This is a genomic window from Aminobacter sp. BE322 (assembly GCF_050433525.1).
Classification (GTDB): domain Bacteria; phylum Pseudomonadota; class Alphaproteobacteria; order Rhizobiales; family Rhizobiaceae; genus Aminobacter.
The window spans coordinates 149,688-176,576 of record NZ_JBNPXB010000010.1; the positions used below are offsets into that span (position 1 = coordinate 149,688).

Annotated in this window: 23 protein-coding genes; 11 read left to right on the forward strand and 12 right to left on the reverse strand. The window is 66.5% G+C overall.

From position 1 onward, the window contains the following. Position 1: 1 nt before the first annotated feature. The 3 genes from J2X50_RS15750 to J2X50_RS15760 form a co-directional block, all read right to left on the reverse strand. A complete protein-coding gene (locus J2X50_RS15750) occupies positions 2-943 on the reverse strand; it encodes an ABC transporter permease (RefSeq protein ID WP_429096384.1) in 942 nt (313 codons plus the stop codon). A 23-nt stretch (positions 944-966) separates the two neighbouring features. Continuing rightward, a complete protein-coding gene (locus tag J2X50_RS15755) occupies positions 967-2,526 on the reverse strand; it encodes an ABC transporter substrate-binding protein (RefSeq protein WP_429096386.1) in 1,560 nt (519 codons plus the stop codon). Between the two features lie 196 nt (positions 2,527-2,722). After that, positions 2,723-3,637, reverse strand: coding sequence for a Crp/Fnr family transcriptional regulator (locus tag J2X50_RS15760; protein WP_429096387.1), 915 nt, complete (start codon positions 3,635-3,637; stop codon positions 2,723-2,725). A gap of 591 nt (positions 3,638-4,228) precedes the next feature. On the opposite strand from J2X50_RS15760, the gene J2X50_RS15765 reads away from it, so the two are divergent. The 3 genes from J2X50_RS15765 (at position 4,229) to J2X50_RS15775 (ending at position 5,195) form a co-directional block, all read left to right on the forward strand. Further along, complete coding sequence (locus J2X50_RS15765; RefSeq protein WP_429096389.1) at positions 4,229-4,363, forward strand: hypothetical protein; 135 nt, start codon at positions 4,229-4,231, stop codon at positions 4,361-4,363. Positions 4,364-4,432: 69 nt separating this feature from the next. Continuing rightward, a complete protein-coding gene (locus tag J2X50_RS15770; RefSeq protein WP_347965579.1) occupies positions 4,433-4,777 on the forward strand; it encodes a hypothetical protein in 345 nt (114 codons plus the stop codon). Positions 4,778-5,066: 289 nt separating this feature from the next. Then, positions 5,067-5,195 carry a DUF2933 domain-containing protein gene (locus tag J2X50_RS15775; protein ID WP_429096451.1) on the forward strand — a complete coding sequence of 43 codons (129 nt, stop codon included), beginning with the start codon at positions 5,067-5,069 and terminating at the stop codon, positions 5,193-5,195. Between the two features lie 126 nt (positions 5,196-5,321). Here the strand turns inward: J2X50_RS15775 and J2X50_RS15780 are convergent, their stop codons facing one another. From J2X50_RS15780 to copM, 4 genes are all read right to left on the reverse strand, one after another. After that, on the reverse strand, positions 5,322-5,810 hold the full coding sequence (locus tag J2X50_RS15780) for a hypothetical protein (protein WP_347965581.1): 489 nt from the start codon (positions 5,808-5,810) through the stop codon (positions 5,322-5,324). A gap of 85 nt (positions 5,811-5,895) precedes the next feature. Next, the gene (locus tag J2X50_RS15785; protein ID WP_429096391.1) at positions 5,896-7,338 is read right to left on the reverse strand and encodes a multicopper oxidase family protein; all 1,443 of its coding nucleotides are present in this window, start codon (positions 7,336-7,338) and stop codon (positions 5,896-5,898) included. A 23-nt stretch (positions 7,339-7,361) separates the two neighbouring features. Further along, a complete protein-coding gene (locus J2X50_RS15790) occupies positions 7,362-7,574 on the reverse strand; it encodes a hypothetical protein (RefSeq protein ID WP_429096393.1) in 213 nt (70 codons plus the stop codon). Positions 7,575-7,625: 51 nt separating this feature from the next. After that, entirely contained in the window at positions 7,626-8,153 is a 528-nt protein-coding gene (gene copM / locus J2X50_RS15795) for a CopM family metallochaperone (RefSeq protein WP_429096394.1), read from the reverse strand. Between the two features lie 318 nt (positions 8,154-8,471). On the opposite strand from copM, the gene J2X50_RS15800 reads away from it, so the two are divergent. The 8 genes from J2X50_RS15800 to J2X50_RS15835 all read left to right on the forward strand — a co-directional run bounded on the left by J2X50_RS15800 (position 8,472) and on the right by J2X50_RS15835 (position 19,554). Then, on the forward strand, positions 8,472-9,902 hold the full coding sequence (locus J2X50_RS15800) for a YfcC family protein (protein WP_429096396.1): 1,431 nt from the start codon (positions 8,472-8,474) through the stop codon (positions 9,900-9,902). Between the two features lie 17 nt (positions 9,903-9,919). Then, positions 9,920-11,146, forward strand: coding sequence for an arginine deiminase (gene arcA / locus J2X50_RS15805; protein WP_429096398.1), 1,227 nt, complete (start codon positions 9,920-9,922; stop codon positions 11,144-11,146). Between the two features lie 10 nt (positions 11,147-11,156). Next, the gene (argF, locus tag J2X50_RS15810; protein ID WP_347965587.1) at positions 11,157-12,158 is read left to right on the forward strand and encodes an ornithine carbamoyltransferase; all 1,002 of its coding nucleotides are present in this window, start codon (positions 11,157-11,159) and stop codon (positions 12,156-12,158) included. A gap of 1 nt (position 12,159) precedes the next feature. After that, positions 12,160-13,068 (forward strand): carbamate kinase, encoded by a 909-nt coding sequence (arcC, locus tag J2X50_RS15815; RefSeq protein WP_429096400.1) that lies wholly within the window; start codon positions 12,160-12,162, stop codon positions 13,066-13,068. A 183-nt stretch (positions 13,069-13,251) separates the two neighbouring features. After that, entirely contained in the window at positions 13,252-14,262 is a 1,011-nt protein-coding gene (locus tag J2X50_RS15820; protein WP_429096402.1) for a ribose-phosphate pyrophosphokinase, read from the forward strand. Between the two features lie 26 nt (positions 14,263-14,288). After that, entirely contained in the window at positions 14,289-16,658 is a 2,370-nt protein-coding gene (locus tag J2X50_RS15825) for a xylulose 5-phosphate 3-epimerase (protein ID WP_429096404.1), read from the forward strand. 8 nt (positions 16,659-16,666) lie between these two features. Beyond that, positions 16,667-18,025, forward strand: a complete 1,359-nt coding sequence (locus J2X50_RS15830) for an MBL fold metallo-hydrolase RNA specificity domain-containing protein (RefSeq protein ID WP_429096406.1) — start codon at positions 16,667-16,669, stop codon at positions 18,023-18,025. Further along, positions 18,022-19,554 carry a thymidine phosphorylase family protein gene (locus tag J2X50_RS15835; RefSeq protein WP_429096408.1) on the forward strand — a complete coding sequence of 511 codons (1,533 nt, stop codon included), beginning with the start codon at positions 18,022-18,024 and terminating at the stop codon, positions 19,552-19,554. Before J2X50_RS15830 ends, J2X50_RS15835 begins: the two co-directional genes overlap by 4 nt. Before the next feature lie 20 nt (positions 19,555-19,574). Here J2X50_RS15835 and cls read toward each other — a convergent pair whose 3' ends face one another. The 5 genes from cls to J2X50_RS15860 all read right to left on the reverse strand — a co-directional run bounded on the left by cls (position 19,575) and on the right by J2X50_RS15860 (position 26,703). Continuing rightward, positions 19,575-21,008: a cardiolipin synthase gene (cls, locus tag J2X50_RS15840; RefSeq protein ID WP_429096409.1), complete on the reverse strand. Its 1,434-nt coding sequence runs from the start codon at positions 21,006-21,008 to the stop codon at positions 19,575-19,577. Continuing rightward, a complete protein-coding gene (locus J2X50_RS15845; protein WP_429096411.1) occupies positions 21,005-21,712 on the reverse strand; it encodes a DUF6629 family protein in 708 nt (235 codons plus the stop codon). Before J2X50_RS15845 ends, cls begins: the two co-directional genes overlap by 4 nt. Before the next feature lie 104 nt (positions 21,713-21,816). After that, positions 21,817-22,944 (reverse strand): ABC transporter permease, encoded by a 1,128-nt coding sequence (locus tag J2X50_RS15850; protein ID WP_429096413.1) that lies wholly within the window; start codon positions 22,942-22,944, stop codon positions 21,817-21,819. A gap of 2 nt (positions 22,945-22,946) precedes the next feature. Then, positions 22,947-25,727: a ribosome-associated ATPase/putative transporter RbbA gene (gene rbbA, locus J2X50_RS15855; protein ID WP_429096415.1), complete on the reverse strand. Its 2,781-nt coding sequence runs from the start codon at positions 25,725-25,727 to the stop codon at positions 22,947-22,949. After that, a complete protein-coding gene (locus tag J2X50_RS15860) occupies positions 25,717-26,703 on the reverse strand; it encodes an HlyD family secretion protein (RefSeq protein ID WP_429096417.1) in 987 nt (328 codons plus the stop codon). The genes rbbA and J2X50_RS15860 overlap by 11 nt, the downstream gene beginning before the upstream one ends. Positions 26,704-26,889: the final 186 nt, after the last annotated feature.

Below are 26,889 nucleotides of genomic sequence, written 5' to 3' on the forward strand. Positions count from 1 at the left end.
CTCAGGCCCTCTTCGGACGGCGCAGCCGCGGATCGGCGAGCATCGCCGCGATGTCGACGATCAGGTTGACGGTGACGAAGAAGACCACAAACAGCAGCAGCACCGCCTGCATGCCGATGAAGTCGCGGAACCGGATCGCCTCGATGAAGAAGGCGCCGATGCCGTTCAGCCCGAATACGCGTTCGACCACGATCGCGCCGATCATCATCAGCGTGAACTGGGCGCCGAAGGTGGTCATGAACGGAATCAGGATGTTGGGCAGCGCCTCGCGCACGAGCACCGCGCGTCGGGTCAGTCCCTTGGCGAAGCCGGTCGTCGCGAAGGGCCGCGACATCGCCTCCTGCAGGTTCACCCGCACGACCCGGGCCAGCACCGAGCCCGGGAACAGCGAGATCGTCAACCACGGCATGAGCCATGAGCGGATGCCGGACACGCCGAAGCTGGGAAGCCAGCCGAGCCCGACGGAAAAGGCGATGACGAGCAGCGCCGCAACGAAGAAATTCGGAGTGGAGGCACCAAGCAGCGCCAGCCCGTGCAGCAGCCGGTCGACCACGCCGCCGTTCGAGACGGCCCCGGCGATCCCAAACGCCAGCGACAGCACCAGCGCCAGGACCCCGCCCCCGGCGAGAAGCGTCGCCGTAACCGGGATGCGGGTCGCGAACTCCTCGGCCATCGGCTTGCCCGAGCGGAGCGAGACGCCGAAATCGCCTTTCGCCGCGTCGCCAAGCCAGCGCAGATAGCGTACCGGCAGCGGGTCGTTCAGGCCCAGTTCCTGCTCGATCCGGCGGATAATCGCGCCATCGGCACCGGCGCCGACCGAACGTTCGGCGATCAGTGCTGCGACATTTCCGGGAGCGGCCGTGATCAGCACGAAGGTCAGCGCGCTGGCGGCAACCATCAGCAACAGGGCAAGCCCCGTCCTTCGCATGAACATGCGTTGCATGGGACTTGCCCTTTCTGTTCGGTTCAGGCCAGCGTCAGACCCTTGAACGGCAGGTCGTAGTCGGTCGCCGGTAGCGCGAAGCCCTTGACGCGCGACGACACCGCCCAGAGCCGCTGGGTCACCACCAGCGGGCAGGCCGCGGTATTGTCGTAGATCCAGTCATAGACCGACTGCATCGCCGCCTCGCGGGCATCGCCCGCGGTCTCCAGCGCCGCAAGCACAAGCTTGTCCAGGTCGTCCGACACATAGATCTTGCCGTCCGGCCCGGTATCGACCGCGGTGACGAAGGAGGCGCCGAGCGACCCGTGCGGGTCGTAGGGCGCGCCGTAGTTGCCGAAGAAGGTCAGGTCGTATTCGAAGTCCGGCCGGCGCTGGTGCATCACGGCGGTGTCCACCGACGAGATGTTGACCTTGAAACCGACCTCGGTCAGCTGTGCCTGCAGCATCTCGGCGATCCGGCGCGAGCCGGGGAATGACTCGTCCGACACCAGGAAGTCGATCGCGAGCGGTTTGCCGTCCTTGGAGAACCCGGCGCCTTGCGCGGTCCAGCCGCCGGCGGTCAGCGCCGCCTTGGCCGCCGCCAGATCTCGCTTCGGCACGTCGTGACGCTTGCCCGCCGTCGGCACCGTGGTCGGGAAGATGTCCACCGTCGGATCGGCGTAGCCCTCGAACAGCACCGCGGCAACCGCGGCGCGGTCGATGCCGACGAAGATCGCGTCGCGCACGGCCTTGTCCTGCATCATCGGCGATTTCGGCGAATAGCCCAGGATTGTCGTCGCGGTGCCGGGTTCGGCCACCACGGTGACACCGTCGCTGGCCAACGCGCGGGCGCGGCGCGGCGACAGCGGCGCGACCCACTCGCCGCCGATGATGTCGAGTTCGCCGGCGCGCAGGCCGTTCGCCCGCGCCAGTTCGTCGGGCACCACCTTCAGTTCCATCCGCGAGAACGCCGGCTTTTCGCCCCAATAGCCGTCGTTGCGCACAAGGGTCGTGCCCGTGGAGGAGTAGCTTTCGACGATCCATGGTCCGGTGCCGATCGGGGCCGTCTGCTTGCCGTTGGCATCCACCGCCTTGGGCGACAGGAAACGCACCGGCCGCACGATGGTCAGTTCCAGCAGCGCGGCGGGCACGGGGCGCTTGAGTTTCACCGTGATCTTGTTGGGCGCGTCCACCACGATGCTGTCATAGGCGTCGGCGATGCCGATCCAGGAAAAATCGGCGACGCCCAGCCAGCGCTTCAGGTTCCACTCCGCCGCCGCCGCATCGAAGGGCGTGCCGTCGGAGAAGGTCACGCCTTCGCGCAGGTCGAAGCTGATCGAAAGCCCATCCTCGGCAACCTTCCATGCAGTGGCCAGCCCCGGCTGCAGGGTGCCCCCGGGCCCGTAGTGGATCAGGCCGTCAAAAACCACCGTGTAGGAGGACAGCGTGGACACGTTCTGGAGCAGGTCGAGATCCCCGGTCTCGCCGGCGATGCCGATGCGAAGGACATCGTGCCCGTCTGCCAGGGCGATGCGCGGCAGCATCGCCAAGAAGGGAGCGGCGGTAGCGACCGAAAGAAGGGCGCGTCGAGAGATCTTGGGCATTGATCAATCCTTCTTTTAATACCAAGTAACCAAAAAATTATTCAAACATTACCGCGTTGGTAATCTTATTAAATACTATACCACCTGCGTATTTTGTCTATACATTAATTTTGTCCCGAGCAGCACTTTGGCGGATGCGGCCCGATGAACGGCAGCTGGGCGGCTCGGACCGTGCGCCGCCCGCCTGCCAGTGATTTCACGCCTGCTCGCGTTTGGGCCAACTCCGCGCCATCCAGGCCGCCGCCATCTGCGGATCGACGCCGGCGACGTCCATCAGCTTGTCCGGGTTGAGGATGCGGAGCCGCCGGTAGTGGAACTCGGCTATGCGTTCCTTGCGCAGCGCGCTGAGCACACGGTTGACATGCACGAAGGTGAGCCCCGTGGCATCGCCGATCTGCTCCTGCGTCAGTGGCAGGCACATCTCCTCGATCCGGTTTCCGGGCCACTGCGCGCGAAACCGTATGAAGAGCTCCAGAAGTAGATGCGCCACCCGTTCGCGCGCCGACCGCCGGCCGATGCTGGTCAGGTGACTGAATGCCAGGCTGCAGTCGCGGGCAAACAGCCGCGCCAGGCGAAGGCCCATTGCCGGATCGTCGCGGCTGTATGAAACGAGGGAGGAGTACGGGATCACCGAAACGACGACGTCGGTCAGGGCCTGGACGCCGAAGGTCGACTGCTCGCCTTCGCAGGGCAGGATGCCGAGGACCGCCCCCGGCAGGCCGAACTGCACGATCTGCCGCCGCCCATCCTCCAGCAGCGTGTAGAGCGCAACCCAGCCGTCCAGCAGATTGTAGATGGTGTGTCCGTCAAAGCCGATTTCGAACAGGTCGCGGCCCGCCTCGAACTTGCGGTCGCCGGTGCGAAACTGGGGGATCAGGCGGTGCCGCTCCGGATCCGGGCGCACCACGGACAGGAGCGCGGACGCCTCCGCCTTGCCTTCGCTGTTTGCGGTGCTCGGATGCCGATCGATCTGGCCCGCGGCGGCTTTCTTGGGGTCGCCGGTCCCGGCGCCAGAAAGCGCACGAATATTCGGCTCGCTCCATCCGCGTGCGACATGATCCCAATCGCCACGGAACGATCGGACATCCGGATATCTCAATGCTTGATTCAAGCTCATAGTACACCTCCCGGGCCCAGGCCCGTTTCGGCGGCTGCTCCACAGCCAAGGATGAGGATGCTTGGTTCCGACCGCTCGCGTTCGAGACGATCGGTTCGACCGCGCGGTCCATCGGCGGGCGGCGGCACCTATGCAATGCAGCGATGCGCAGCCTGTGTCCGACGGCCTAGATGGAGCGGCTTCGAGGTACCGGTGGATCGCGGCCGAGGATGTGGGAGCGCAGGCAATCGTTGCGCATGGAGGTCACGCGGGACGAATTCGACCGGGGTTGCGGTCCTTCCCACCGATCGTTGAAATAGGACGCCTGGCAGGGGGCATGCATGGCCATGCAGCATGCCCGCTCGGAAGCACAACGGGTCTCGTCGCCTGCCGGCGCCATGGCCAGCGCTAGGACGACCGCAGGTCCATTGGACATCTCGTCCAGATGGTTGCCGCTGGCCGACGCCGGCTCCGTTGATAGCAACGTCGCCGCGTACAAGAACAAAAGAGCTAGAAGCCGAAGCATTCGCTCACGCCCACCGCAGTATTCGCCCGTCTTGTCGACACCGAGCGCGTCAGAATCAACCTGGTGCACGCGCCCGTCGTGTGAACCTCACCATCGCAATCAACGACAAGTCGACCTTCGCCGCATTGATCCTGATCAAACGCGCGACGCGGGCAGAAATGCCGCGCGAACGGATCGCCCGGCGGCGGCCACAGGCCGCCTTGCTATTTGATTGATTGAGGTTAAAGCCCGACAAGGAGTTCGCTGCTCCAATCGTATTTGGGTTCCATTCATCCGGGTCAGGCATGGCATCCTCGATTTCACCCCCGCGGCAGCCGCCGCCCATAGCCATCCTTGTCGTTGTAAGCGGCAATCTGGTGATGCTGAGCCCGTTCTTTGCGAAGAGCGACGGCCTGCTGGTGTTGGATCTGGCCGCGGCGACCCGGTCGTTTCAACCCAACACCCAACGTACCGGACAAGCGACATGCGACCTGGTGCTGCGCAGCGGGGTCAACAGGTTCATCTGCGGCTTCGTCGCGGCGCCCGAAAGAGACAGGCTCCTGGACGCCGGCCTGGACGTGCGCATAGGCTCCTGCTCATGCCCGGTCGTCGACCTCGCGCGCGACTTCGACGGGCTCCCCACGGCTTGAGGGGCGCTTGTCGGGCCGCCCCTGCCCGATCGCCATGCCGTCGCAGCATCCACCAAAGGACTTTAACCGAGATCAAGGAATCGGCGCCCGGCCCCGGCGCATTGTGCGTCCATGACTTCCGAGCGTGCGCGCTCCTGCCTGGGGATTGACCATGGAAACGAGATCACCGAACCAACATCAGGGCGAGAAGCCGCGGCAATTTTCGCTCACTGCCAAAATCGCATTCGCCGGCCTGCTCGCCGCTGCGGGTGTCTATGTCGTGGCCGACCGGGCGAACCTCCTCGCATGGCTGCCGTTCCTGGTCATCCTCGCCTGCCCGCTGCTGCACATGTTCATGCATCGCGGCCATGGCAAGCATGGGAGCCAGCCACGGCAACCATCGTCTCCAGCGGACAGGGAATCATCCCACACGCATTGAGGGGGAAGGCCTCTTCGAGGGGCCTCGACGACGGTCCCGACCGGCAGGACGCAACCAGCGCCGCCGTCCTCCACCGGGACGCGTCGCGCCCGTCGGATCTCCATAGATTGCTGCGGGTCGACCTGGTCAGCGCAGATGTTCGTCGGTGAAATCGAGGCGTACGGGCTTGTCCCGGCCCGGGACGCTCACCTCGACAGCGATCTGGTAGCGGTCGGCGCCAGCGAAATCGACGAAGCCGCCATAGGTCACCGTCCCTGCAATCGCCATCGGTTCAAACGAGACCCGCTTGCGGCCGACATGGCCCAGGCCCGAGATCGTGGCCGCCACGGTCGCGTTCTCGACGCGGTCCCCGCTCTTGGCGTCGAACACGGCGACCACGACATGCCGCACATGAGCGCCTGCGGGCGCCCCGCCATGCATGTCGGCTTCGGGATGCCCCGCCGGGTGCCCCTTGACCACGGCTGCGGGGATGATGCCCAGGTATACGGCCAGTCCGTCGGCAGTCTGGTAGCCATCGGCGGCCCCTGCCCCACCCACCGACAGCACCAGGCCGATCGCGGCTCCGGCGAGCGCTAAGATCGCGCCACGCCGTGTAAATGCGGATTGCGCACCCATACTGGTCAAAACCTCCGGTTCATTGGCTTTGGATGTGTTCTCGAGGGCAGGCGCGAGCGGTACTCGCGCCTGCCCAACCCGACGGTCAGGCCGCGTAGGCGAAGGTCGTCATCATGCCCGTAGCCATGTGGTAGAGATGGTGGCAGTGGAACGCCCATTGACCGGGATTGTCCGCATCGACCGCGATCGTCACCGAGCGGCCGGGAGGCAACAGGACCGTATCACGTATCGCGCCGGAGAAACGCGCCCCGTCGATGGCGACGACCTGGAAATGATGCCCGTGCAGATGCATCGGATGGGCCATCATCGACTTGTTCGCCATGGTGACCTCCACCCGCTCTCCGGGCGCGACCGTGATTGCGGGGTCCGCTGCGAGGCTCCATTGGTATGGCGTCATCGAACCGCCCAGGGCCAGGTCGAAACGCCGGTCGGCGGTACGCTTGGCCAGCGGCGAAACTGCGCGGAGCCGGGCCTCCAGATCGAGGTCCAGGACAGGCCCGGCCTGATCGCCGGCCGGGGACAGTTTCGCGACCGGAGCGTCGCCGACCCTCAAGATGAAGCCCGTGCGCTGGACAGCGCCTTCGCGCAACGCCAGCACCGGGAACGAGCGCTTGTCGGCCGGCAGTTCCAGCCTCACGTCGACCCTCTGGCCCATGGACACCGGGAAGCGCTGGCCCGTGACCGGTTCGACCGGCTGGCCGTCCACGGCGACGAGAGTTCCCTGCAATTCGCCGAGATCCAGCGTGAAGGCCGTTGCGGTGGCGCCGTTGATGAGCCGCAATCTTACGCGGCCGCCCTTCTCCACTGCAATGATCTCTGGATCGTCGAGGGTACGGTCGTTGGCGAGATAGGCGTCGTACTCGATGTCGTTGAGATCCATGGCGCCGCCGCCCGGCATCTGCATGCCATCCATCTGCATGCCGTCCATCTTCATGCCGCCCGTAGCCTGGCTCTGATCGCCATGGCCGCCGCCTTTCAGCTTCTCGAGTATCTCGCCCGCCGGGGTGAACGAGAAATCATGCAGGAGGACAACCACCTCCTGTTCGTCTCGGCCGTCGTCGCGCGGATCGGCGACGACCAGGGGAGCCGCGAGAAGCTGCTGCTCCTGCAGGGTGTGGGCGTGCATCCAGTTGGTGCCGGGCAGAGCGACCGGAAAGTCGAACGCCCGCTCGGCGCCGGCGTCGAGCAGCGGCATCGGCGCGCCGGCAACGCCGTCGCTCGGCCAGGGCGGCGTCAAGCCGTGCCAGTGGACGATCGTGGGCTCGGCCGCCTCGTTCGCCAGGAGCACGTTGAATCGCTCGCCGGCGCGGATGCGAATGCCGTGGCTGCCGTCCTTCTGCTGCAGCCCGAAGACAGTAGCGGCGCGACCATTGACCTCGATCGTTCGCTTGACGACCCGCAGCAAGGTGGGCTGGCCAGCGCTCGTCGATGATGCAGGATTCGCCGCGGCAGCCCTCATCAGGAGCGTCGGAGCCGAAGCCGCGATCGACGCGGCGAACGATGCCTTCAAGAATGACCGGCGGTCCATTGCCATATCCTCTCCTCGACGGACTATTTGGCGCCGCGCGCGGCATCGCCCGAGCAGCAGCCGCCGCCGTGCTCGTGGGCAGGCTTCCGTTCGGAGCCTCCGCAACAGCCGCCTGACGCCTTCGGCGCAGCCTGCGCCTTGTCGCCGCAATGCCCGGCTGCCGCAGCGTGGTCGTGCGCATGCTCTTCACACCCGCCGTGGACGTGATTGGCTTTCGTTTCGGTGGTCATGGTCATTTCCCTTTGCTGGTGTTGCCTTGGCGCCGTTCCGGCGCAAACGTCTTGGTTTTACTGGCCGCGCTCGCGCAGCCACTTCTGCATTTCGTCGATTTCGCCCTGCTGGGCCTTGATGATGTCGTTCGCCCAGCCACGCACCCGCTCGTCGCGGCCGTGCTGCAGAGCTGCCTTCGCCATCCCGATCGCCGCCTGATGGTGGGCGACCATCCCCTTGACGAAGGCGACATCGGGGTCGGCCGCGACCATCGCTTCCATCATCTGTGCATTCATGCCGCTCATGGCGGCCATGTAGGCCTTCGATGCTTCGGGCAGGCTGTTCATGCAGGCAGTCATCTGCTGGGCGATGTCGCCACCCATCATCTGCTGGCCCATATTGCCGCCCGTCATCTGCTGCCCCATGCCACTCATCATCTGCATCATCTGCATCATCGGGGCGCATGGTCCGGTCATGGCATCCTGTTGCGGTGCCGGCTGGGCGCCGCTGCCGGCCTTGGGATGGTGGGCGTCGCTTTGCGCCAAGGCCAGGCCCGGCGACATCGCCAGGCCGATCGCAAGAGCCACACGTGCTGCGTATCTCATCGGAGCATCCTTTCCATGGTCATCGGCGCTCGACCTGGGCGACGCACGCGAGGCCTTCCTCGCCGTGGCCATCGCCCGAACGGCTTCGAGCCGGATGATTTGCCATCATGAAGGAACGATAGGCGGAGATGCGACCGCGGGATTTAATCTAGATCAAAGATAAACAGCCCCCCGGCGCACATTGTCGCGACCACGGCACGAAGAGCGGGCGGCAAGAACCGCAGCGCAGTTCGAAGGAGCGGATCCCAATCAGCGGTCCAGCTCGCCGCAGGGATTTGGGGGACATCGCTGCTCCCCGAACGCACAGGGGAACTTGTCATGACCTCTATTTCAGACACGTCGCAGAAGCGGCGATTCCGATTTCCGACCGCCTTCACGATCCTTTTCGGCCTGATCATCGTCGTCGCCGCGCTGACATGGATCATCCCGGCCGGCCAGTACCAGCGCACCCTCAATGCGGCACTCGGCCGCGAGGTCCCGGTTGCCGGCACCTATGCGCTCACCGATCCCAACCCCCAGGGCGTGTTCGATGTGATCATGGCCCCCATCGCCGGCCTCTACAATCCGGCGACCAACCAGGCCAACGCCATCGACGTCGCCTTGTTCGTGCTGGTCATCGGCGGATTCATCGGGGTGGTCGCCTCGACCGGCGCCATCAACGCCGGCATCGTCCGCGCCATGACGGCGCTCCGGGGCCGGGAGAAGTGGATGATCCCGGTGCTGATGGCGCTGTTTGCCATCGGCGGCACCACCTACGGCATGGCGGAGGAGACGCTTGCCTTCTATGTCCTGCTGATCCCGATCATGATCGCCGCCGGCTACGACGCCGTGACCGCCGTCGCAATCATCCTGCTCGGGGCAGGAGTCGGCGTGCTGGGCTCGACCGTCAATGCGTTCGCGACGGTCATCGCCTCCGACGCCGCCGGCATTCCCTTCACCCAGGGCATCGTGCTGCGCTTCGCCATACTGGGTCTCAGCTGGCTTGCCGCGGTCGTCTACGTCATGCGCTACGCCGAACGGGTACGCCTCGACCCCTCGAAGTCGCTCGTCTACGACCGCAAGGCCGAAAACGAGGCGCATTTCCTCTCGACCCAGGTGGCGACGCTGGAGTTCACCGGCCGGCACAAGCTGATCCTCGCCGTCTTCGCGCTGACCTTCGCCGTGATGATCTGGGGCGTGCTGCTCGGCGGCTGGTGGATGGGCGAGATGAGCGGCCTGTTCCTGGCATCGAGCGTCCTTGTCGGCCTGATCGCCCATCCGGGCGAAGCGAAGTTCGTCGATGCCTTCCTCAGCGGCGCGCGCGACCTGCTCGGCGTTGCCCTCATCATTGGCCTGGCGCGCGGCATCGTCGTGGTGATGGATGCCGGAAAGATCACCGACACGATCCTGAACTGGGCCGAGCTTTCCGTCGCCGGGCTGCCGCAGGTCGCTTTCATCAACGTGATGTACTGGATCGAGGTACTGCTTTCCTTCTTCGTGCCCTCGTCCTCGGGGCTGGCGGTGCTGACCATGCCGATCATGGCACCCGTGGCGGATTTCGCCGGTGTCGGCCGCGAGCTGGTCGTCACCGCCTATCAGTCCGCCAACGGCCTGGTGAACCTGATCAACCCGACCTTCGCGGTGGTGATGGGCGCACTGGCCATCGGGCGCGTCCCCTACGAACGCTGGCTGCGCTTCATGTGGCCGCTGCTTCTCATTCTGACCGTCATCATTGCCGCGAGCCTCAGCCTCGCAGCCCTGCTGAGCTAATTTCAAAGGAGCCTTCCATGTCCATCACCTATGGCGTCCACTCCGAAGTGGGCAAACTGCGCCGCGTGCTCGTCGACCGCCCAGGTGCCGCGCTGTCGCGACTGACACCGTCGAACTGCCGGGAGCTGCTGTTCGACGACGTCATCTGGGTCAAACAGGCGCGCGTCGAGCACATGACTTTCGTCGACGCCATCCGTCATCGCGGCGCCGAGGTCGTGTTTTTGCGTGAACTCCTGGCCGACACGATGAGGATCCCGGAGGCACGCCGCTGGCTGCTCGAACGTCGCGTCAACGAGGATACCGTCGGCGTCGGGCTGGCCGACGACCTGAAGGCGCATCTGATGGAGGTCGACGCGGATGCCCTGTCCATGATCCTGATGGGCGGCATGAGCCGGGCCGAGCTGCCGATGCAGCCCGGCGGCCTACTGGCGCCCGTGCTGCGGCCGGAGGATTTCGTCCTGCCCCCGCTGCCCAACCACCTCTTCACCCGCGACACCACCTGCTGGATCTATGGCGGCGTGACGCTCAATCCGATGCGCTGGAACGCACGCAAGCTGGAGACCGTCAACATCGCCGCAGTCTACCGGTTCCATCCGGATTTCCGCGACGCCGGCTTCCCCGTCTGGTGGGGAGACCCCGACCAGGATCATGGCCTGGCGACGCTCGAGGGCGGCGACGTCATGCCGCTCGGCAACGGGCTCGTGCTCGTCGGGATGGGCGAGCGCACCACCCCGCAGGCCATTGGCCAGCTGGCTCGGTCGCTCTTCGCCCAGGGCGGCGCCAGCCACGTGGTCGCCTGCAAGCTGCCGATCGAGCGCGCCTCCATGCATCTCGACACGGTCTTCACCTTCTGCGACCGCGACCTCGTCACCGTGTTTGCCGAGGTGGCCGAGAGGATCGAGCCCTATTCGATCCGGCCCGGCGAGAAGGCCGGCACCCTCGATGTCCGCGCCGAAAACCGGCGGCTGGTCGAGGTGGTGGCCGAGGCGCTCGGCCTGCAGAAGCTCCGCGTCGTCGAGACCGCCGGCGACGCCTACATCGCCGAGCGCGAACAATGGGACGACGGCAACAATGTCGTCGCTCTCGAGCCCGGCGTCGTCGTCGCCTACGACCGCAACACCTACACCAACACCCAGTTGCGCAAGGCGGGCGTCGAGGTCATCACCGTGCCCGGCGCCGAGCTGGGCCGCGGCCGCGGCGGCGGCCATTGCATGACCTGCCCGCTGGTGCGCGACCCGGTCTGAGGAGGACGACATGCCAGTCAATCTGCAGGGCCGCAGCGTCCTCAAGCTGCTCGACTTCACACCCGACGAGATCCGCTTCCTGCTTCGCCTGTCAGCGTCGCTCAAGCAGGCCAAATATGGTGGCTACGAAAGCCAGCGCCTGAAGGGCAAGAACATCGCCCTGATCTTCGAGAAGGATTCGACGCGAACCCGGACGGGCTTCGAGGTCGCCGCCTATGATCAGGGTGCCCATGTCACCTATCTCGGGCCGACTGGCACCCAGATAGGCAAGAAGGAGTCGATGAAGGACACCGCCCGCGTGCTCGGCCGCATGTATGATGCCATCGAGTACCGTGGCTTCGGGCAGCAGCAGGCCGAGACCCTGGCCGCCTATGCCGGGGTTCCGGTCTATAACGGCCTGACCGACGAGTTTCATCCGACGCAGATACTCGCCGATTTCCTGACCATGCGCGAGTTTACCCGCAAGCACCTGTCGCAGATCGCCTTCTGCTTCCTCGGCGACGCGGGCAACAACGTGGGCAATTCGCTGCTGGCCGGAGCCGCCCAGATCGGCATGGACGTCAGGCTCGGCGCGCCCAGGGCATGCTGGCCGGACGAGGCACTCGTCGAACAGTGCCGTGCCATCGCCGGCAAGACCGGCGCAAAGATCACCTTGACGGAAGACCCGGTCGAGGCCGCGCGCGGCTGCGACTATGTCTACACCGACGTCTGGGTGTCGATGGGCGAGCCGGATTCGGTCTGGGCAGAAAGGATCAAGCTCCTGACGCCCTACCGCGTCACCACCGGGATCATGGCGGCGACCGGCAATCCCCATGCCAAGTTCATGCATTGCCTGCCGGCCTTCCATAACCGCGAGACCGAGATCGGCGAGAAGATCTTCCGGCAGTTCGGCATAGACTGCATGGAAGTCGCCGAAGCGGTGTTCGAATCGGAAGCATCGGTCGTCTTCGACCAGGCCGAGAACCGCATGCACACGATCAAGGCCATCCTGGTCGCGACACTGGGTGCGTGAGATGCTGATCGTGGTAGCCTTGGGCGGCAATGCCCTCCTCAAACGCGGCGAGCCGATGACCGCCGAGGTGCAGCGCGCCAATGTCCGCAAGGCGGCACTTGCCCTGGCCGACCTCGCCAGGGACCATAGGATCGTCGTCGCCCATGGCAACGGCCCGCAGGTCGGGCTGCTTGCCCTGCAGGCCGCCGCCTACACCGACGTCGCGCCCTACCCGCTCGACATACTCGGCGCCGAAAGCGTCGGCATGATCGGCTATCTGGTCGAGCAGGAGATGGCGAACGCGCTGCCGCAAGGCGCCCGGCTCGCCACGCTCCTCACCCAGATCAAGGTCGAGCGCAGCGACCCCGCCTTCGACAAGCCCGAGAAGCCCATCGGCCCGTCCTACGACGCCGCCGAGGCCAAGGAGGTCTCGCGCCTCCACGGCTGGCCGCTCGTCGAGGAAGGCAAGGGGCGCTGGCGCCGGGTGGTGCCCTCGCCGCTGCCGCGCAAGATCACCCAGATCGGCACGATCCGGCTCCTGGTCGAAAACGGCGTCACCGTAATCTGCGCCGGCGGCGGCGGCATTCCGGTCATCGAGAACGGGGCCGGCGACCTGGTCGGCATAGAGGCCGTCATCGACAAGGACCGCGCGGCGGGCCTGCTTGCGAACGAGCTCGCGGCCGACGCATTCCTGATGCTCACCGACGTCGAGGCCGTCTACCAGCACTGGGGAACGCCGCGGCAGGCTCGTATCAGCGGCGTCCGGCCCGGCGACCTCGATCCCGCTTCCTTCCCGCCCGGCTCGATGGGCCCCAAGGTCGAAGCCGCGATGGCGTTCGCGGCCAAGGACGGCCGGATTGCCGGCATCGGCCGGCTCGAAGATGCCCGCGCCATCCTCGAAGGCAGGAAGGGCACGCTCTTCGCCAGGTGACGGTCGCCGCCGGCCAGCTCGGCGGTTCGGCTGGACAGCCCTCCCCCTGCATCCGGCGCGTCGATCGCGCCGGATTTAACCTGGATCAAGGACTGCCGGCCGGAGAGCGGCAAAGGTCGGTCACGATAGAGCCCAACCGCATTCGCGGGTGGGCAGGCACCAGACCGAGTAGGTGATTTCCAGATGCGCCTCATCCTGCCGATGCCGGGCAACGAGACCTTCGCCAGCGATCTGGCGACGACCGGGGGGTGGGAGCTCGGCCGCCTTGAGACGCGCCGCTTTCCCGACGGCGAAAGTTATGTGCGCATCCTTTCGGACGTCGCAGATCGCCCCGTCGATTTCGTCTGCACCCTGGCGCGGCCCGACGAGGGCTTCCTTGGCCTCGCCTTCGCGGCCGATGCTGCCCGCAGCCTCGGCGCGACGCAGGTAACGCTGATCGCCCCCTACCTGGCCTATATGCGCCAGGACCGCCGGTTCCAGCCGGGCGAGGCCGTCACGTCGAAGACTTTCGCACGGCTCGTATCCTCCACCTTCGACCGGCTCGTCACGGTCGACCCGCACCTTCACCGCTATCCGACGCTGTCCTCGCTCTACGGGATTGCTGCCGTTGCGCTGCATGCCGCACCCCTTCTGGCCGCCTGGATCGCCGCCGAGGTCGCAAGCCCGCTGGTTATCGGCCCGGACGAGGAGAGCGAGCAGTGGGTTGCGGCCATCGCGGCACGCATCGGCGCGCCATATGCGGTGCTGCGCAAGATCCGGCACGGCGACCGCAATGTCGAGGTCGCCGTGCCCGACCTCACGCAATGGCGCGGGCGCCAGCCGGTTCTCGTCGACGACATCGCCTCGTCCGGCCACACGCTGATCGACGCCGCGCGCCAGCTGCCGCTCCAGGGCTTCCCACGGCCGGTCTGTGCGGTCGTCCACGGCATCTTCGCCGAGCAGTCCTATCGCAATCTCCTCCAGGTGGCCGACCGCATCGTGTCGACGGATTCGGTCCGGCACGAAAGCAACGCCATCCGTCTCGCGCCGCTGATTGCGGGGACCATCGATGCGCTGGGCGCAGCCGATGGCGATCTCGTGCGCCACAGGCGCCCGCCCGAGCCGATGGACGAAGTCGAGGGTGCCGGCTTCGACTCCTTTCCGGCAAGCGACCCGCCGCCATGGACGAGCGGCGTCTCCAGGCCCGGCGAATAGACCCGACACCGAAACGAGGTGGCATCATGACCGACAGACCTTCATCCGCATTCGAAACCTGGCGCAGGGGATACGGCCCCATCATCCACTCCGATCAGACGGTGGAGCGCATTGTCCGATTGGCATCGGACAGACGGTTCGACCCTGAAAAGCTCTACGGGCTGCTTGCGGCCGCCGACAGGCTGGCCTGCGCGGCGATGTGGACCGTCGTCCACATGACCTATGCGCGCCGCGTCGACCTGTCCGGTGCGCCTCTCGCGCCAGAGGATTTCAAACCTTCTCCGGAAGGCCATACCGGCGGCTCGCTCAACATGGTCCCGGCCTTCGTCGGCTATCTCGCCGCCAACACGCTGAGCGCCAAGACCAGATCCTGGGTGATGGGCCAGGGCCACTGCGTCGCAGCGATCGAGGCGGTCAATGCGCTGACAGGCGATGTCTCACCGGCACAGAAGGGTCGCTACGACCGTACGGAAAAGGGATTGTCGCAGCTCGCCGCCGACTTCTACTCCTACGCGATCGACGCCGAGGGCCGGCCGGCCGTTCCGATCGGCAGCCATGCGGGACCGAACACCGCCGGCGCGATATCCGAGGGAGGTTATCTCGGCTTCGCCGAGGTGCAGTACGCCCACATGGCGCTGCCCGGCGAGAGCCTCGTCGCGTTCCTGAGCGACGGCGCCTTCGAGGAGCAGCGGGGCTCGGACTGGACACCGCGCTGGTGGCGCGCCGAGGATTGTGGACTGGCCATACCGGTGATGATCCTCAACGGACGGCGGATCGAGGAACGCGCCCAGATCGCCCAGCAGGGCGGCACCGGCTGGCTCGAGGCCCATCTGCGCCTCAACGGCTTCGATCCGATCGTGATCGACGGCAGGGATCCGGCGGCATTCGTATGGGCGATCCTCACCGGCGAGGGCCGGCTGGAGCAGTTCCGCGACGGCCCCGATCGCCGCTATCCGGCACCTGTCCCCTATGCGATCGCCGAAACGGTCAAGGGCTTCGGCTTTCCAGGAGCCGGCACCAACGCCGCGCACAACCTGCCCCTCGGCGGCAATCCGTCCCGCGACGAGGCCGCCCGACATGCGTTCAACGAGGCGGCCAGGGCGCTCTACGTATCTCCCCAGGACATCGAACGTTCCGTCGCGGCGCTGGCGACCCACCGGTCCCAGGGCCGGCCGCGCGAAAGCGGTCACCCACTGGCTGTCCGGCATCCCGCGGCGCCGAGCCTGCCCGAGCCCAAATGGGCGATGCCGGACGCGCCCGCGGATTGCGCCATGCACGCGCTGGACCGCTGGTTCGTCCGCGTCGTCGACGCCAATCCGCAGTTGCGGCCACGCGTGGGCAATCCCGACGAATTGAGCTCGAACCACATGGGTGCGACGCTCGAGAGGCTGCGGCACCGGGTCAACATCGCCGAACCGGGCGTCGCCGAGGCCAAGGACGGCGCGGTGATCACGGCCCTCAACGAGGAAGCCGTCGCCGGGGCGGCGGTCGCCAACAAAGGCGGCATCAACCTGATCGTCAGCTACGAAGCCTTCGCCATGAAGATGCTCGGCGGCTTGCGCCAGGAGATCATCTTCGCGCGGCGGCAGCGCGAGGTCGGGCACAAACCCGGCTGGATTTCGGTTCCGGTCGTGGTGACCTCGCACACCTGGGAAAACTCCAAGAACGAGCAGTCCCACCAGGATCCGACCATCGGCGAGGCACTGCTCGGCGAGATGTCGGACACCGCACGCGTGTTGTTCCCGGTCGACGCCAACAGCGCGATGGCGTCGCTGCAGTCGGTCTACCAGGGCCGTGGCCAGGTCGCTTGCATCATCGTGTCTAAGCGCGACATGCCAAACCGTCTCGACGGCGCGGCGGCGCAGCGCTTCGTCGCCACGGGCGCGGCCCATGTCGAAGGCGATCCCGCAGCCGCCGACTTCCAGTTCGTCGCCATCGGCGCCTACCAGCTCGAGGAAGCGCTCAAGGCGGCCGAGAGGCTCAAGGCGCGCGGCCGGAGGGTGGCGGTGACGGCGGTTGGCGAGCCGGGACGCTTCCGCATCCCGCGCGACCCGCTCGAAGCGGCCTTCACCGCAACCGACGAAGAGCTCGCGAAGCTCTTCCCGCCGCACCTGCCGCGCCTCATCATCACCCACACCCGGCCCGAGCCGATGATCGGCCTCCTGCGCCGCCTCGATGGCGGACCGCAGCGGACCGAGGCGCGCGGCTACATCAGCCGCGGGGGAACGCTCGACGTGGCGGGGCTTCTGTTCGCCAACCGCTGCTCATGGGCGCATCTCGTCGACGGCGCGGCAACACTCGCGGGCTGGCCGCGCGACGGCCTGCTCACGCCGGCCGAGCGCGCCGCCGTTGATGGAAGCGGCAATCCCGCCGACCTCAAGACACCAGGGAAATGAGATCAGAGATGCTCACCTTAAGCAGCCTCGGCGGCGCCGGCACGGTCACGGGTTCGAAACACCTCCTCAGTCACCAGGGCAGCCGCATCCTGGTCGATTGCGGCCTGTTCCAGGGCCTGAAGAACCTGCGCGAACTCAACTGGGCGCAGCTTCCCGTCGAGGCGTCGAGCATCGACGCCGTCGTCCTGACCCACGCCCACCTGGACCATTCGGGCTATCTGCCCAAGCTGGTGCGGGATGGCTTCCGCGGGCCGATCTTCGCCACGGCGGCAACGAAGGACGTCAGTGAACTCATCCTGATGGACAGTGCGCATCTCCAGGAAAAGGACGCCGAATACGCCAACCGGAAGGGCTATTCGAAGCACAAGCCGGCGCTGGCGCTCTATGGCGTCGCCGATGCCGAGCGCGCCTTGTCGCAGTTCAGGCCCGTGTCCTTCGACAAACCCGTCAAGCTTCCGGGCGGAGCCACCGCAACCTATCGTCACGCGGGGCACATTTTGGGCGCGGCCACGGTGGATATCGAATGGGCAGGCCGCCGCGTCGTCTTCTCGGGCGATCTCGGACGCTACGACGATCCGATGCTGCCCGACCCGGTGGCGGTGCCGGAAGCGGACTACGTCATCGTCGAATCCACATATGGCAATCGGGTGCACGAGGCGGGCGACCCGTCCGAGTTGCTCGGCGCGATCATCGAGCGGACCGTCCGCCGTGGCGGCACCCTCTTGATACCGGCATTCGCGGTCGGCCGCGCCCAGTCGATGCTCTATCATCTGTGGAAACTCAAGACGGCCGGCCGGCTTCCCGACGTTCCCGTCTTCCTCGACAGTCCGATGGCCATCGATGCGACGGAACTGCTTCATACGCACAGCGCCGATCACCGCCTGCCGCCCGAGGTCTGCGACGCCATCTGCGCCGTCGCGACCTATACGAGGGATGTCGAGGCGTCCAAGGCGATCACCGCGAGCCGCTACCCGAAGATCGTCATCTCGGCGAGCGGCATGGCGACCGGCGGCCGCGTGCTGCACCACCTGAAGGCCAACGCCCCGTCGCCCAAGAACACCATCCTGTTCGGCGGCTTCCAGGCCGCGGGAACGCGCGGCCGCGCCTTGGTTCAGGGCGCACAGGAAATCAAGATCCATGGCGAGTGGATTCCGGTCCGCGCCGAGATCGCGGAGCTGCCGATGCTGTCGGCCCACGCCGACTCCAACGAACTGGTGCGGTGGCTTTCGGGCTTCCGCAAGCGGCCCAACCGCGTCTTCATCGTTCACGGCGAGGACGAGGCATCGGAAGCGCTGCGCGTGCGGATCGACCGTGAGCTCGGGTGGGAGGCCACCACGCCGCGGCAGGATCAGGTCTTCGAGCTATGACCCAGTCGCACGGTTCCGCCGCTCCCTTCGCGCAGCCCGCACTGCACGCCAGGCGGCTCGGCCTGCACACCCAGCACCAGCCCGTCGTGGTGATGCGCACCGATTGCCACGTCTGCCGGGCCGAGGGGCTTTCGGCCCGCTCGCAGGTGCTCGTTTCCGCCGGCGGGCGCCAGGTACAGGCGACCCTGTTCCAGGTCGAGGGCGACGCGATGCTCGGGATCGACGACGCCGGACTGTCGGAAACCGCCTGGACGGCCCTTGGGGTCCGGGAAGGCGAGGAAGTGCGCGTGACCCATGCGCCTGCCATCGAGTCCCTCGCCAATGTGCGCCGGCGCATCTATGGCAACCGCCTCGACGCACGCGCCCTCACCGACATCGTCCGGGACGTGACCGCCGGTCGCTACACCGACGTGCATCTCGCCGCCTTCCTCACCGCGAGTGCAGCCCTGCCCCTCGACGAAGCCGAAACGGCCGACCTCACCGCCGCCATGGTGGGCGTTGGCGACCGCCTCGGCTGGGATGCCCCTATCGTCGTCGACAAGCATTGCATCGGCGGCCTGCCGGGCAACCGTACCACGCCCATCGTGGTGGCGATCGTCGCCGCGAACGGGCTGCTCATGCCCAAGACCTCGTCGCGCGCCATCACCTCGCCGGCCGGCACGGCCGACACGATGGAGACGCTGGCTCCGGTGGACCTCGACGTCGCGACCCTCAAACGCGTCGTCGAAGCCGAGGGCGGCTGCGTCGCATGGGGCGGTGCCGTGCATCTGAGCCCGGCCGACGACATCTTCGTCCGCGTCGAGCGTGAACTCGACGTCGACACTGAGGGGCAGCTCATCGCATCCGTGCTTTCCAAGAAGATCTCCGCCGGCTCCACCCATGTCGTGATCGACATTCCCGTGGGTTCGACGGCCAAGGTGCGCAGCGAGGAGGCCGCCGACGGCCTTGCAACGCGGATGCGCGCGGTCGGATCGCGCTTCGGCCTCGAGGTCACCTGCATCCGCACCGACGGCTCGCAACCCGTCGGGCGCGGGATCGGACCTGCGCTCGAGGCATTCGACGTCCTTGCCGTCCTGCAGAATGCGCCGGGTGCGCCCGAGGACCTGCGCCGCCGCGCCGCCATGCTTGCAGGTGCCGCCCTGGAGATCGGGGGCAAGGCGGAGCGCGGAACCGGCGCCGCACTGGCGCTCGAAACGCTGAGCAACGGCCGTGCCTGGGCGAAATTCGCGGCGATCTGCGAGGCGCAGGGCGGCCTGCGCACGCCGCCGAAGGCAGCCATGGTCCACGCGCTCGTCTCACCGCGCGCCGGACGCGTGGTCCACATCAACAACCGCAAGCTTGCCCGATTGGCCAAGCTCGCAGGCGCGCCCGACACAAAGGCAGCCGGCATCCACATGGAGATTCGCCTCGGCGACGAGATCGACCGGGGCCAGCCCTATTTGCATGTCCACGCCGAGACCTCCGGCGAGCTTGCCTACGCGCTCGACTACGCCGGATCGGCCGGCGACATTATCGAGGTCGAGTCGTAAGGCCGTTCAGCCCGTTCCGCTCACAGGAGCGGGCTTGCCAGCCGCGCGATGTTCTCGCCGATCTTCCTGAAGACCGAACGCGCCTCCCAGATGTCGAGCTTGAGGTCGGTGCTTGTGGCGAAGTAGCGGTCCTGCACCCGTCGCAACTGGTCGACGACCTGCGGAGCAAAGGCGACGAGGCTGATTTCGGCGTTCAGCACGAACGACCGGATGTCGAGGTTGCTGGAGCCGACAAGCGCGATGTCATCGTCGAACGTGACGTGCTTGGCGTGCAGGAAGCGCCCCTCATAGAGGTGAATGCGCGCCCCGGCGGTGAGAAGCTCCGCATAATAGGATCTCTGGGCCCAGCTTACCAGGACCTGGTCTACGAGCGAGGAGACGACAAGGTGCACCTCGACCCCGCGCAGCGCCGCGATCTTCAACGCCTGCAGAAGGGCCTCGTCGGGCACGAAATAGGGGGTCGTCAGCACGATCCGCTCGTTGGCGCCGTGCACGAGCGCGACCATGAGGTGACCGATGCCGGCGTCTGGATGGTCTGGTCCGCTCGCCAGCACCTGGGCGACCACCTTGGCGCCGGGAGCGTTGTGGGGGAACAGGGCGGGTGCGTCGAGCTTCTCGCCCGTTTCCATGTACCAGTCGGCGACGAAGACGGCCTGGAGTTCGGCGATGACCGGTCCGACGACCCTTGCGACGAGTTCCTCGTTTATCAGGCCGCTGCGAAACTCCGCATTGGTGATGTTCTGCGAGCCGACATATCCGATGCGGCTGTCGACGACGGCGATCTTGCGGTGGTTCCTGAGGTCGGCGCGTGCCGACCTGCGGCGGAATATCCCCACTTCCAGCGCCAGCTGGACCTGCACGCCGGCGGCCGCGAGTTGAGCGGACACCGGCCCCGCCCATCGCCGCGAGCCGATTGCATCGATAAGCACACGACACTTGACCCCGCGCCGGGCGGCGCGGTCGAGCGCATCGATGACCCGGCGGCCGGTTTCGTCGTCGACGAAGATGTAGAACATCAGATGGACGGTCTCGCGCGCGCCGTCGATGTCCGCGATCAGCCGGTCGATCGCCTCGCCATAGTCGGAGACGAACTCGATCTCGTTCCCCGACAGGGCCGGAAAATGGCCGAGCTTCTCGATCAGGGCGGCCGGACCCTCCAGATTGGCGGGCAGGTCCGGACGCCGGCAGAACTGCGAGTGCCTTATCTCCTTCGAGGCCGCCGAAAGGACAGCGTTCAACCTGCCAAACCGCCTGCGGCGCCAGGCAGGATAGGTCGGCCTTCCGATCAGAAGGTAGATGAGCAGCGCCGGAATGGGCAGGAAGAACACCAGAAGCAGCCAGCTGCGCGATGCCTCCGCCGAACGCCGCAAGGGCACCACCACCACCATCACGAGGCGGATTGCCCACTCCACCGACAGATATGCAATCGCCCAGACATCGCCATTTCCAATCATAGTGTCCTCGAGCGACTCCCGCCTGGCTGGGCTGCGTCCCGGCTGCCTGTTGCGCGTCCCTTGTGCCAGACCATGTAGATCAGGTGGAGGGAGACGATGGCCGCACCGAAGCAGAATACCGAGATGTAGGCGTAGGAAAAGAAGACATAGGTGACGACCACCACCGCCATGACAAGCAATCCGAAAATCTTGACGTCGCGGTCACGCACCAGAAGGAACGGCACGATGACGAGCGTCAAATAGATCGCGTATGTCACCGTGCGAGGAATGAGATAATCGAGCAGGTTGATATCCTGATACCGCACCGACCATTGGAAGAACGATGTCGTCAGCCAGCCCTGATGGGCGAAATAGGGCAAATATTGCAGGCCGCCCAGCATCGCGCCTGCGATGATGAAGGGGATGAGGATGCGCCGACGTGCCCCGGTTTCGATTGCATAGGCCGAGAGCGGCACCCAGATGGGCCAGACGATCCAGGTGAAGAACATGTAGACGAGCGAATATTGGCTCGCGAGAGCGGCATCACCGGCGGCACCGGCCGTCCAGACGAGCCCCTCCACGAACTGCTGCAGGCCGAACAGCAGCGGCAGCGTGCCGATCGCCAGATAGCGCACATCGCTGCGGATGGCTCGGACGATGGTGGCGGTCCCGGCAGGCACCAGGATGGCCGCCGCGGCGAAGCTGACCTCAGCAGATAGGCACATGTCGGACCTCGATGGTTGGAGGGAGAGCCTCGGAAAACGGCCTGGGCCGCATTGGCAACGGCGGCTTGTCGCGCATGCCGCCATGCCGATCCGAATTTGCGAGACTAGGTCTGCCGCGCCAACATGACCCGGAAGCGTGACAGTGCCGTCGCCAGAAAGGCGGCGCCGAGCGATGCCATGATCGAAAGATCCATCCATACGACGTCGAGGCCCGCACCTCGGAAGAGCACGGCCTGGGCAAAACGCACGAAATGCGTCGACGGCGATATGTACATGATGTCCTGCAGCAACGGCGGCATGCTCTCGAACGGGGCGAAGCTGCCCGACAGCAGGAACATCAGCACGAACACCGGGATGGACAGGAGCGAGAACTGGGGCATCGAGTTGGCGATCGTGGCGAGCATGATCCCGAGCGAGGTGACCGCGAACAGGTAGACGGCGGCCCCGACGAGGAACAGCTCGACCGAACCGACGATGGGGATGCCGAGCGCGGTGTTGACCACGACGCGGAGCGAGAAGGCGGCCGCGAGCAGTACGACCAAGGCATTGGCCCAGATCTTGGCGACCGCGATCTCGCTCGATCGCACGGGCATCACCAGGAGGTGCTCGATGGTGCCGCGCTCGCGCTCGCGCATGACGGCCGCGCCGACCAGGATTATGGAAAGGATGGTGATGTTGTTGATCACCCCCATGCTTGCCGAAAACCGCATCGCCTCCAGGTTCTGGTTGAACATGGCGCGGACAACCGGCTCGATGGGAATGACCGAACCGGCGCCCTCGGCCTTGAGGAACGCGGCGGTCTCGCGGGCGATGATCTGCTGGATGTAGGCCGTGCCCACGGCGGCCTGGCTCACGGCCGTCGCATCGACGTTGATCTGGATGGATGGGCCCTGGTTTGCGATCAGATCGGCTTCGAGCTTCGGCGGTATCTCGAGAATGAACGTGAAGTAGCCCTTGTCCAGCAACCGATCGACCTCCGAGCGGTCGATCTCGCGCGGCGGCTGGAAGAAGGGCGGCTGGAGCGCATCCTTGATGCGGGCGGACAGCGCCGACTGGTCCGCGTCCACGACCGCGACCAGCGCGTTGTTCACGTCGGTCCGCATGGCGGTCGATTCGGTATAGACCGCGAAGGTGAAGACGTAGGCGATGAGCGCCATCATCACCACGTCGCTCGACAGGCTGGCGAGCTCCTTGAAGCCGAGCCGAAGCACATTCTGCAGCCAGCGCAGCACGGTCAGGCCCCCTGCTTTCGGACGGCCAGGCGCGCGGCCAACAAGAACGCCATGCCGAAGCCTAAGAGCACGCCCATTTCCTTCAGGAATGCGCTCATGCCCAGCCCCTTGGCGAACACGCCCAGGCTGACGGTCTGGAACCACAGCGACGGGAAGATGAGGCCCATCAGGCGGCCCGGGCCCTCGAGCGCCGACGGGGGAATGAGAAAGCCCGAGTAATGCGCAGCCGTCATCGCCGTGACGACGGCGGTGCCGAAGATGGCCGCGACCTGGGTCGACACGAAAGCCGAAACCAGAAGGCCGAAGGCCGTGGCCGCGAATACGTAGAGAGCCGCGGCAACGGAAAGTGCGATGATCGATCCTTTCGGCCAGACGCCCAGAATGCCGCCCGCCATGACGAGCAGGCTCGCATAGGTTAGGATGCCCACGGCGATGTAGGGCAGCTGCTTGCCGAGAAGATACTCGCCGACTGTCGCGGGCGACGCATAGACGTTGGTGATCGAGCCCAGTTCCTTCTCCCGCACCACGCCGAGCGCGGTCAGCATTGCCGGGAAAATGATCAGCAGGAGCATGATGCTTCCCGGCGTGATCGCAAACACGCTGCGGAAGTCCTGGTTGTATCGGAACCGAGGCTCGACGGAGACCGGGAGCAGTTGCGGCTCCCTGCCCTCCGCGCGGCGGTAGCGCTCGTTGGTATAGGCCAGCACCGCGCCACCGATATAGGCGCGGGCGGTCTCGGCAAGGAAGGTATTGCCGCCTTCCAGCCAGAAGCTGACCTCGGGCTGGCGTCCTTGCAGCAGATCCCGGCCGAAGCCCGGCGGGATGTCGACGGCAAAGCGCAGTTCCCCCGACTGCAGGCGCCGATCGATCTCGAGTTCGCTCGCCAGCGGCGACCGTTCGGCGAAGTAGCGCGAATTGGAGAACTGCTCCAGAACGAGCCGGCTTTCGTAGGATTGGTCGCGGTCGAGCACCGCATAGCGAAGCTTCTCGATGTCGAACGAGATGCCGTAGCCGAAGGCTGCCATCAGGATGATCGGTCCGAGCAGCGCGAACGCCAGTCGGATGCGATCGCGTAGCACCTCGATCGCTTCGCGCCGCGCAAATGTCCAGATCCGGTAGAGGGACGCAGCGACAGTGCGGTCGGACGCGCTGCGGTCGCGTCCCGCCGCCAGCTCCGGACCGGCAATGGCTGCCACCTCGGCGCTCAGGTCCGGAGCCTGGTTCGCCGCGGGCAGCGCCGGGCTTTGGGCCTCCTCCTGGAGATAGGCGATGAACGCATCCTCGAGGCTCGCCGCATTCCGGCCTTCGCGCACGTCGTCCGGGGTCCCGATCGCCAGCACGCGGCCGGCATTCATCAGCGACACGCGATCGCAGCGCTCCGCCTCGTTCATGAAGTGCGTCGAGACGAAGATGGTCACTCCGTCCCGGCGCGACATCTCGGCCAGAAGGCGCCAGAAACGGTCGCGGGCGGCCGGGTCCACGCCGGAAGTCGGCTCGTCCAGGATGAGCACTTCGGGCCTGTGCAGGCAGGCGGCGGCGAGCTGGAGCCGCTGCCGCATGCCGAGCGGCAACGCCGGCGGAAACGCATCGGCGACGGCGGCCAGGTCGAAGCGCCCGAGCGCAGCGTCGACCCGCTCTTGAAGTTCGCCGCGGGAAATGCGGAACAGCCTGCCGTTCAGCTCCAGGTTGCCGCGCACCGTCAGCTCCTCATAGAGCGAGAAGGACTGTGACACGTAGCCGATCCGCATGCGCGTAGCGATATCGCGGGCGTCGACAGGCTTGCCCAGCAGCTCGGCGCGTCCCTCGGTCGCCGGCAACAGTCCCGCGAGCATCTTCATGGTCGTCGACTTGCCGCAGCCGTTGGGACCCAGGAAGCCGAAGATCTCGCCCCGTTCGATCTCGAAGCTGACATGGTCGACGGCGGTGAAGTCGCCGAACCGCATGGTGAGGTTCTCCGCCGAGATCGCCGGCGGACCGCCCGCCTGAACCAGCTTTGGGATGACCAGCGGCGAGCGTTCGCCGCGGCGTTCGGGCCGTTGCAGGGCGACATAGGCCTCCTCTAGGGTGCCGGCGCCCACGCGTGCGAGAACCTCCGATGTCGGGCCGGCGGCCAGCACCTTGCCCTCGTCCATCGCCACGATGCGCTCGAAGCGCGCGGCCTCGTCCATGTAGGCGGTGGCGACCAGGATCGTCACCGAGGGGCGGCTTGCGCGCATCCGGTCGATCAGGTCCCAGAACTGGCGGCGCGACAGCGGATCGACGCCGGTCGTCGGCTCGTCGAGGATCAGAAGGTCGGGATCGTGGACCAGCGCACAGCACAGCCCGAGCTTCTGCTTCATCCCCCCGGACAGCTTGCCGGCGGGCCGATCCGGGAACGGTGCGAGCCCGGTGGCTTCGAGCAGAACCGCGATCCTGGCCCGGCGCTCCTCGGCGCTCTGCCCGTAGAGCCGACCGAAGAAGTCGATGTTCTCGACCACCGAAAGCGACTGGTAGAGATTGCGGCCGAGCCCTTGCGGCATGTAGGCGATGCGGGAAGCCACCGCGTCGCGATGGGCGCGCGAAGCCATGTCGCCGGCAAGGACCGTGGCCGATCCGGACTGGATGCGGCGCACGCCGGCGATCAGGCCAAGCAGGGTCGACTTGCCGACCCCGTCGGGACCGACGAAGGCGACGCTCGCCCCGGCCGGGATCGCGAGGCTGACGTCGTCGAGCGCGAGCGTTTCGCCATAGCGGTGGACGATCTGCTCGACGCGAACGGACGTTTCGGTGTCGTCAGGGGACATTCGGCAGCCTCGGCGCGAGATTGGCCGGCCACGTGGCGGTGCTGTTGACCTTCACATAGGCGGTGCCCGTCATGCCCGCCTTCACGTAGCCCTGATAGGCCCGCAGCAATTGCGGATCGACATGCAGGTTGACGCGATACATGAGCTTTTCCCGCTCATTCGCCGTCTCGACATATTTCGGCGTGAACTGCGCCTCCGCGGCGACGAATTCGACCATGGCCGGAACGACGTATTCGGGGGCGCTGTCGAGGACGATGCGCGCCTCCGACCCGAGTTCGACCCGCCCGGCCTGGCCGGTGGGCAGAAAGATCGTCATGTGGGCATCGGACAGGTCGAGCAGCGTCAGCACGCGTCCGCCGGGCGGGACGACCTCGCCTTCCTGGGCGAGCTGGTACTCGACACGGCCGGCGACCGGCGCCTTCAAGGTCATGTCGGCGATCACGGCTTCGATCTGCGTCACCTGGGCCAAGGCTGCCTCGGTGGCGGCATTGGCATCCTCGACGGCGACCTTGGCGCTCTCGAGGATCGCTTTCGCGACGTCCCGCTGCGCCGTGCGCCGGTCCAGCTCCGCCGGAGCCGAGGCGCTGGTGCGCACGAGTTCGACGACCCGTCCGAGTTCGGTCTCGGCAAGCTTCAGCTCGGCCTCGCGCAGGACGACGTCGGCCTGGGCACGGGCGATGCTTTGGTGGGCGCGGTGGACGGCGGCCTTCGCCGCGGCCAGCTGAGCCAGGGTCTCGGTCGTGTCGACACGGACGAGAACGTCGCCCTTCTGCACGACCGCCCCCTCGTCGACGCGCACCTCGGCCAGGCGGCCGGCATATTTCGTCGCGACGTCGACGCGCTCGACCTCGATGCGGCCGTTGGCGCGCGCCAGCCCTTCGGGGATGCGGGCGGCCTGCAGCTGCGACCAGTATGCATATCCGCCCCCCGCGGCGGCACCCACGACCAGAATTGCAAGCACTGGAGCAATACGCATGACGACGGTTCGCGGCTGGAGTGGTTGTCAAAGGTTCACGTCCGGTCCCGCAGCCACAGAATTGTCGACTGCCGGACCTTCGATCGTCTGGACGCTACCTCAGGCGGGCCCGACTGAATTTAATCTGCATCAAGGTTTTGCGGGCGCCCTCGCGATAGCCAGGAGGTCGACCGGCTGGCAGCCCCG

Coding starts and splice junctions, on each gene's coding strand:
- J2X50_RS15860 (WP_429096417.1), bottom strand. CDS start 26,703: ATGCGTATTGCTCCAGTGCTTGCAATTCTGGTCGTGGGTGCCGCCGCG.
- J2X50_RS15780 (WP_347965581.1), bottom strand. CDS start 5,810: ATGGGTGCGCAATCCGCATTTACACGGCGTGGCGCGATCTTAGCGCTC.
- J2X50_RS15785 (WP_429096391.1), bottom strand. CDS start 7,338: ATGGACCGCCGGTCATTCTTGAAGGCATCGTTCGCCGCGTCGATCGCG.
- arcA (WP_429096398.1), top strand. CDS start 9,920: ATGTCCATCACCTATGGCGTCCACTCCGAAGTGGGCAAACTGCGCCGC.
- J2X50_RS15830 (WP_429096406.1), top strand. CDS start 16,667: ATGCTCACCTTAAGCAGCCTCGGCGGCGCCGGCACGGTCACGGGTTCG.
- arcC (WP_429096400.1), top strand. CDS start 12,160: ATGCTGATCGTGGTAGCCTTGGGCGGCAATGCCCTCCTCAAACGCGGC.
- J2X50_RS15790 (WP_429096393.1), bottom strand. CDS start 7,574: ATGACCATGACCACCGAAACGAAAGCCAATCACGTCCACGGCGGGTGT.
- cls (WP_429096409.1), bottom strand. CDS start 21,008: ATGATTGGAAATGGCGATGTCTGGGCGATTGCATATCTGTCGGTGGAG.
- J2X50_RS15770 (WP_347965579.1), top strand. CDS start 4,433: ATGGCATCCTCGATTTCACCCCCGCGGCAGCCGCCGCCCATAGCCATC.
- J2X50_RS15825 (WP_429096404.1), top strand. CDS start 14,289: ATGACCGACAGACCTTCATCCGCATTCGAAACCTGGCGCAGGGGATAC.
- J2X50_RS15820 (WP_429096402.1), top strand. CDS start 13,252: ATGCGCCTCATCCTGCCGATGCCGGGCAACGAGACCTTCGCCAGCGAT.
- J2X50_RS15755 (WP_429096386.1), bottom strand. CDS start 2,526: ATGCCCAAGATCTCTCGACGCGCCCTTCTTTCGGTCGCTACCGCCGCT.
- rbbA (WP_429096415.1), bottom strand. CDS start 25,727: ATGTCCCCTGACGACACCGAAACGTCCGTTCGCGTCGAGCAGATCGTC.
- J2X50_RS15750 (WP_429096384.1), bottom strand. CDS start 943: ATGCAACGCATGTTCATGCGAAGGACGGGGCTTGCCCTGTTGCTGATG.
- J2X50_RS15845 (WP_429096411.1), bottom strand. CDS start 21,712: ATGTGCCTATCTGCTGAGGTCAGCTTCGCCGCGGCGGCCATCCTGGTG.
- argF (WP_347965587.1), top strand. CDS start 11,157: ATGCCAGTCAATCTGCAGGGCCGCAGCGTCCTCAAGCTGCTCGACTTC.
- J2X50_RS15835 (WP_429096408.1), top strand. CDS start 18,022: ATGACCCAGTCGCACGGTTCCGCCGCTCCCTTCGCGCAGCCCGCACTG.
- copM (WP_429096394.1), bottom strand. CDS start 8,153: ATGAGATACGCAGCACGTGTGGCTCTTGCGATCGGCCTGGCGATGTCG.
- J2X50_RS15800 (WP_429096396.1), top strand. CDS start 8,472: ATGACCTCTATTTCAGACACGTCGCAGAAGCGGCGATTCCGATTTCCG.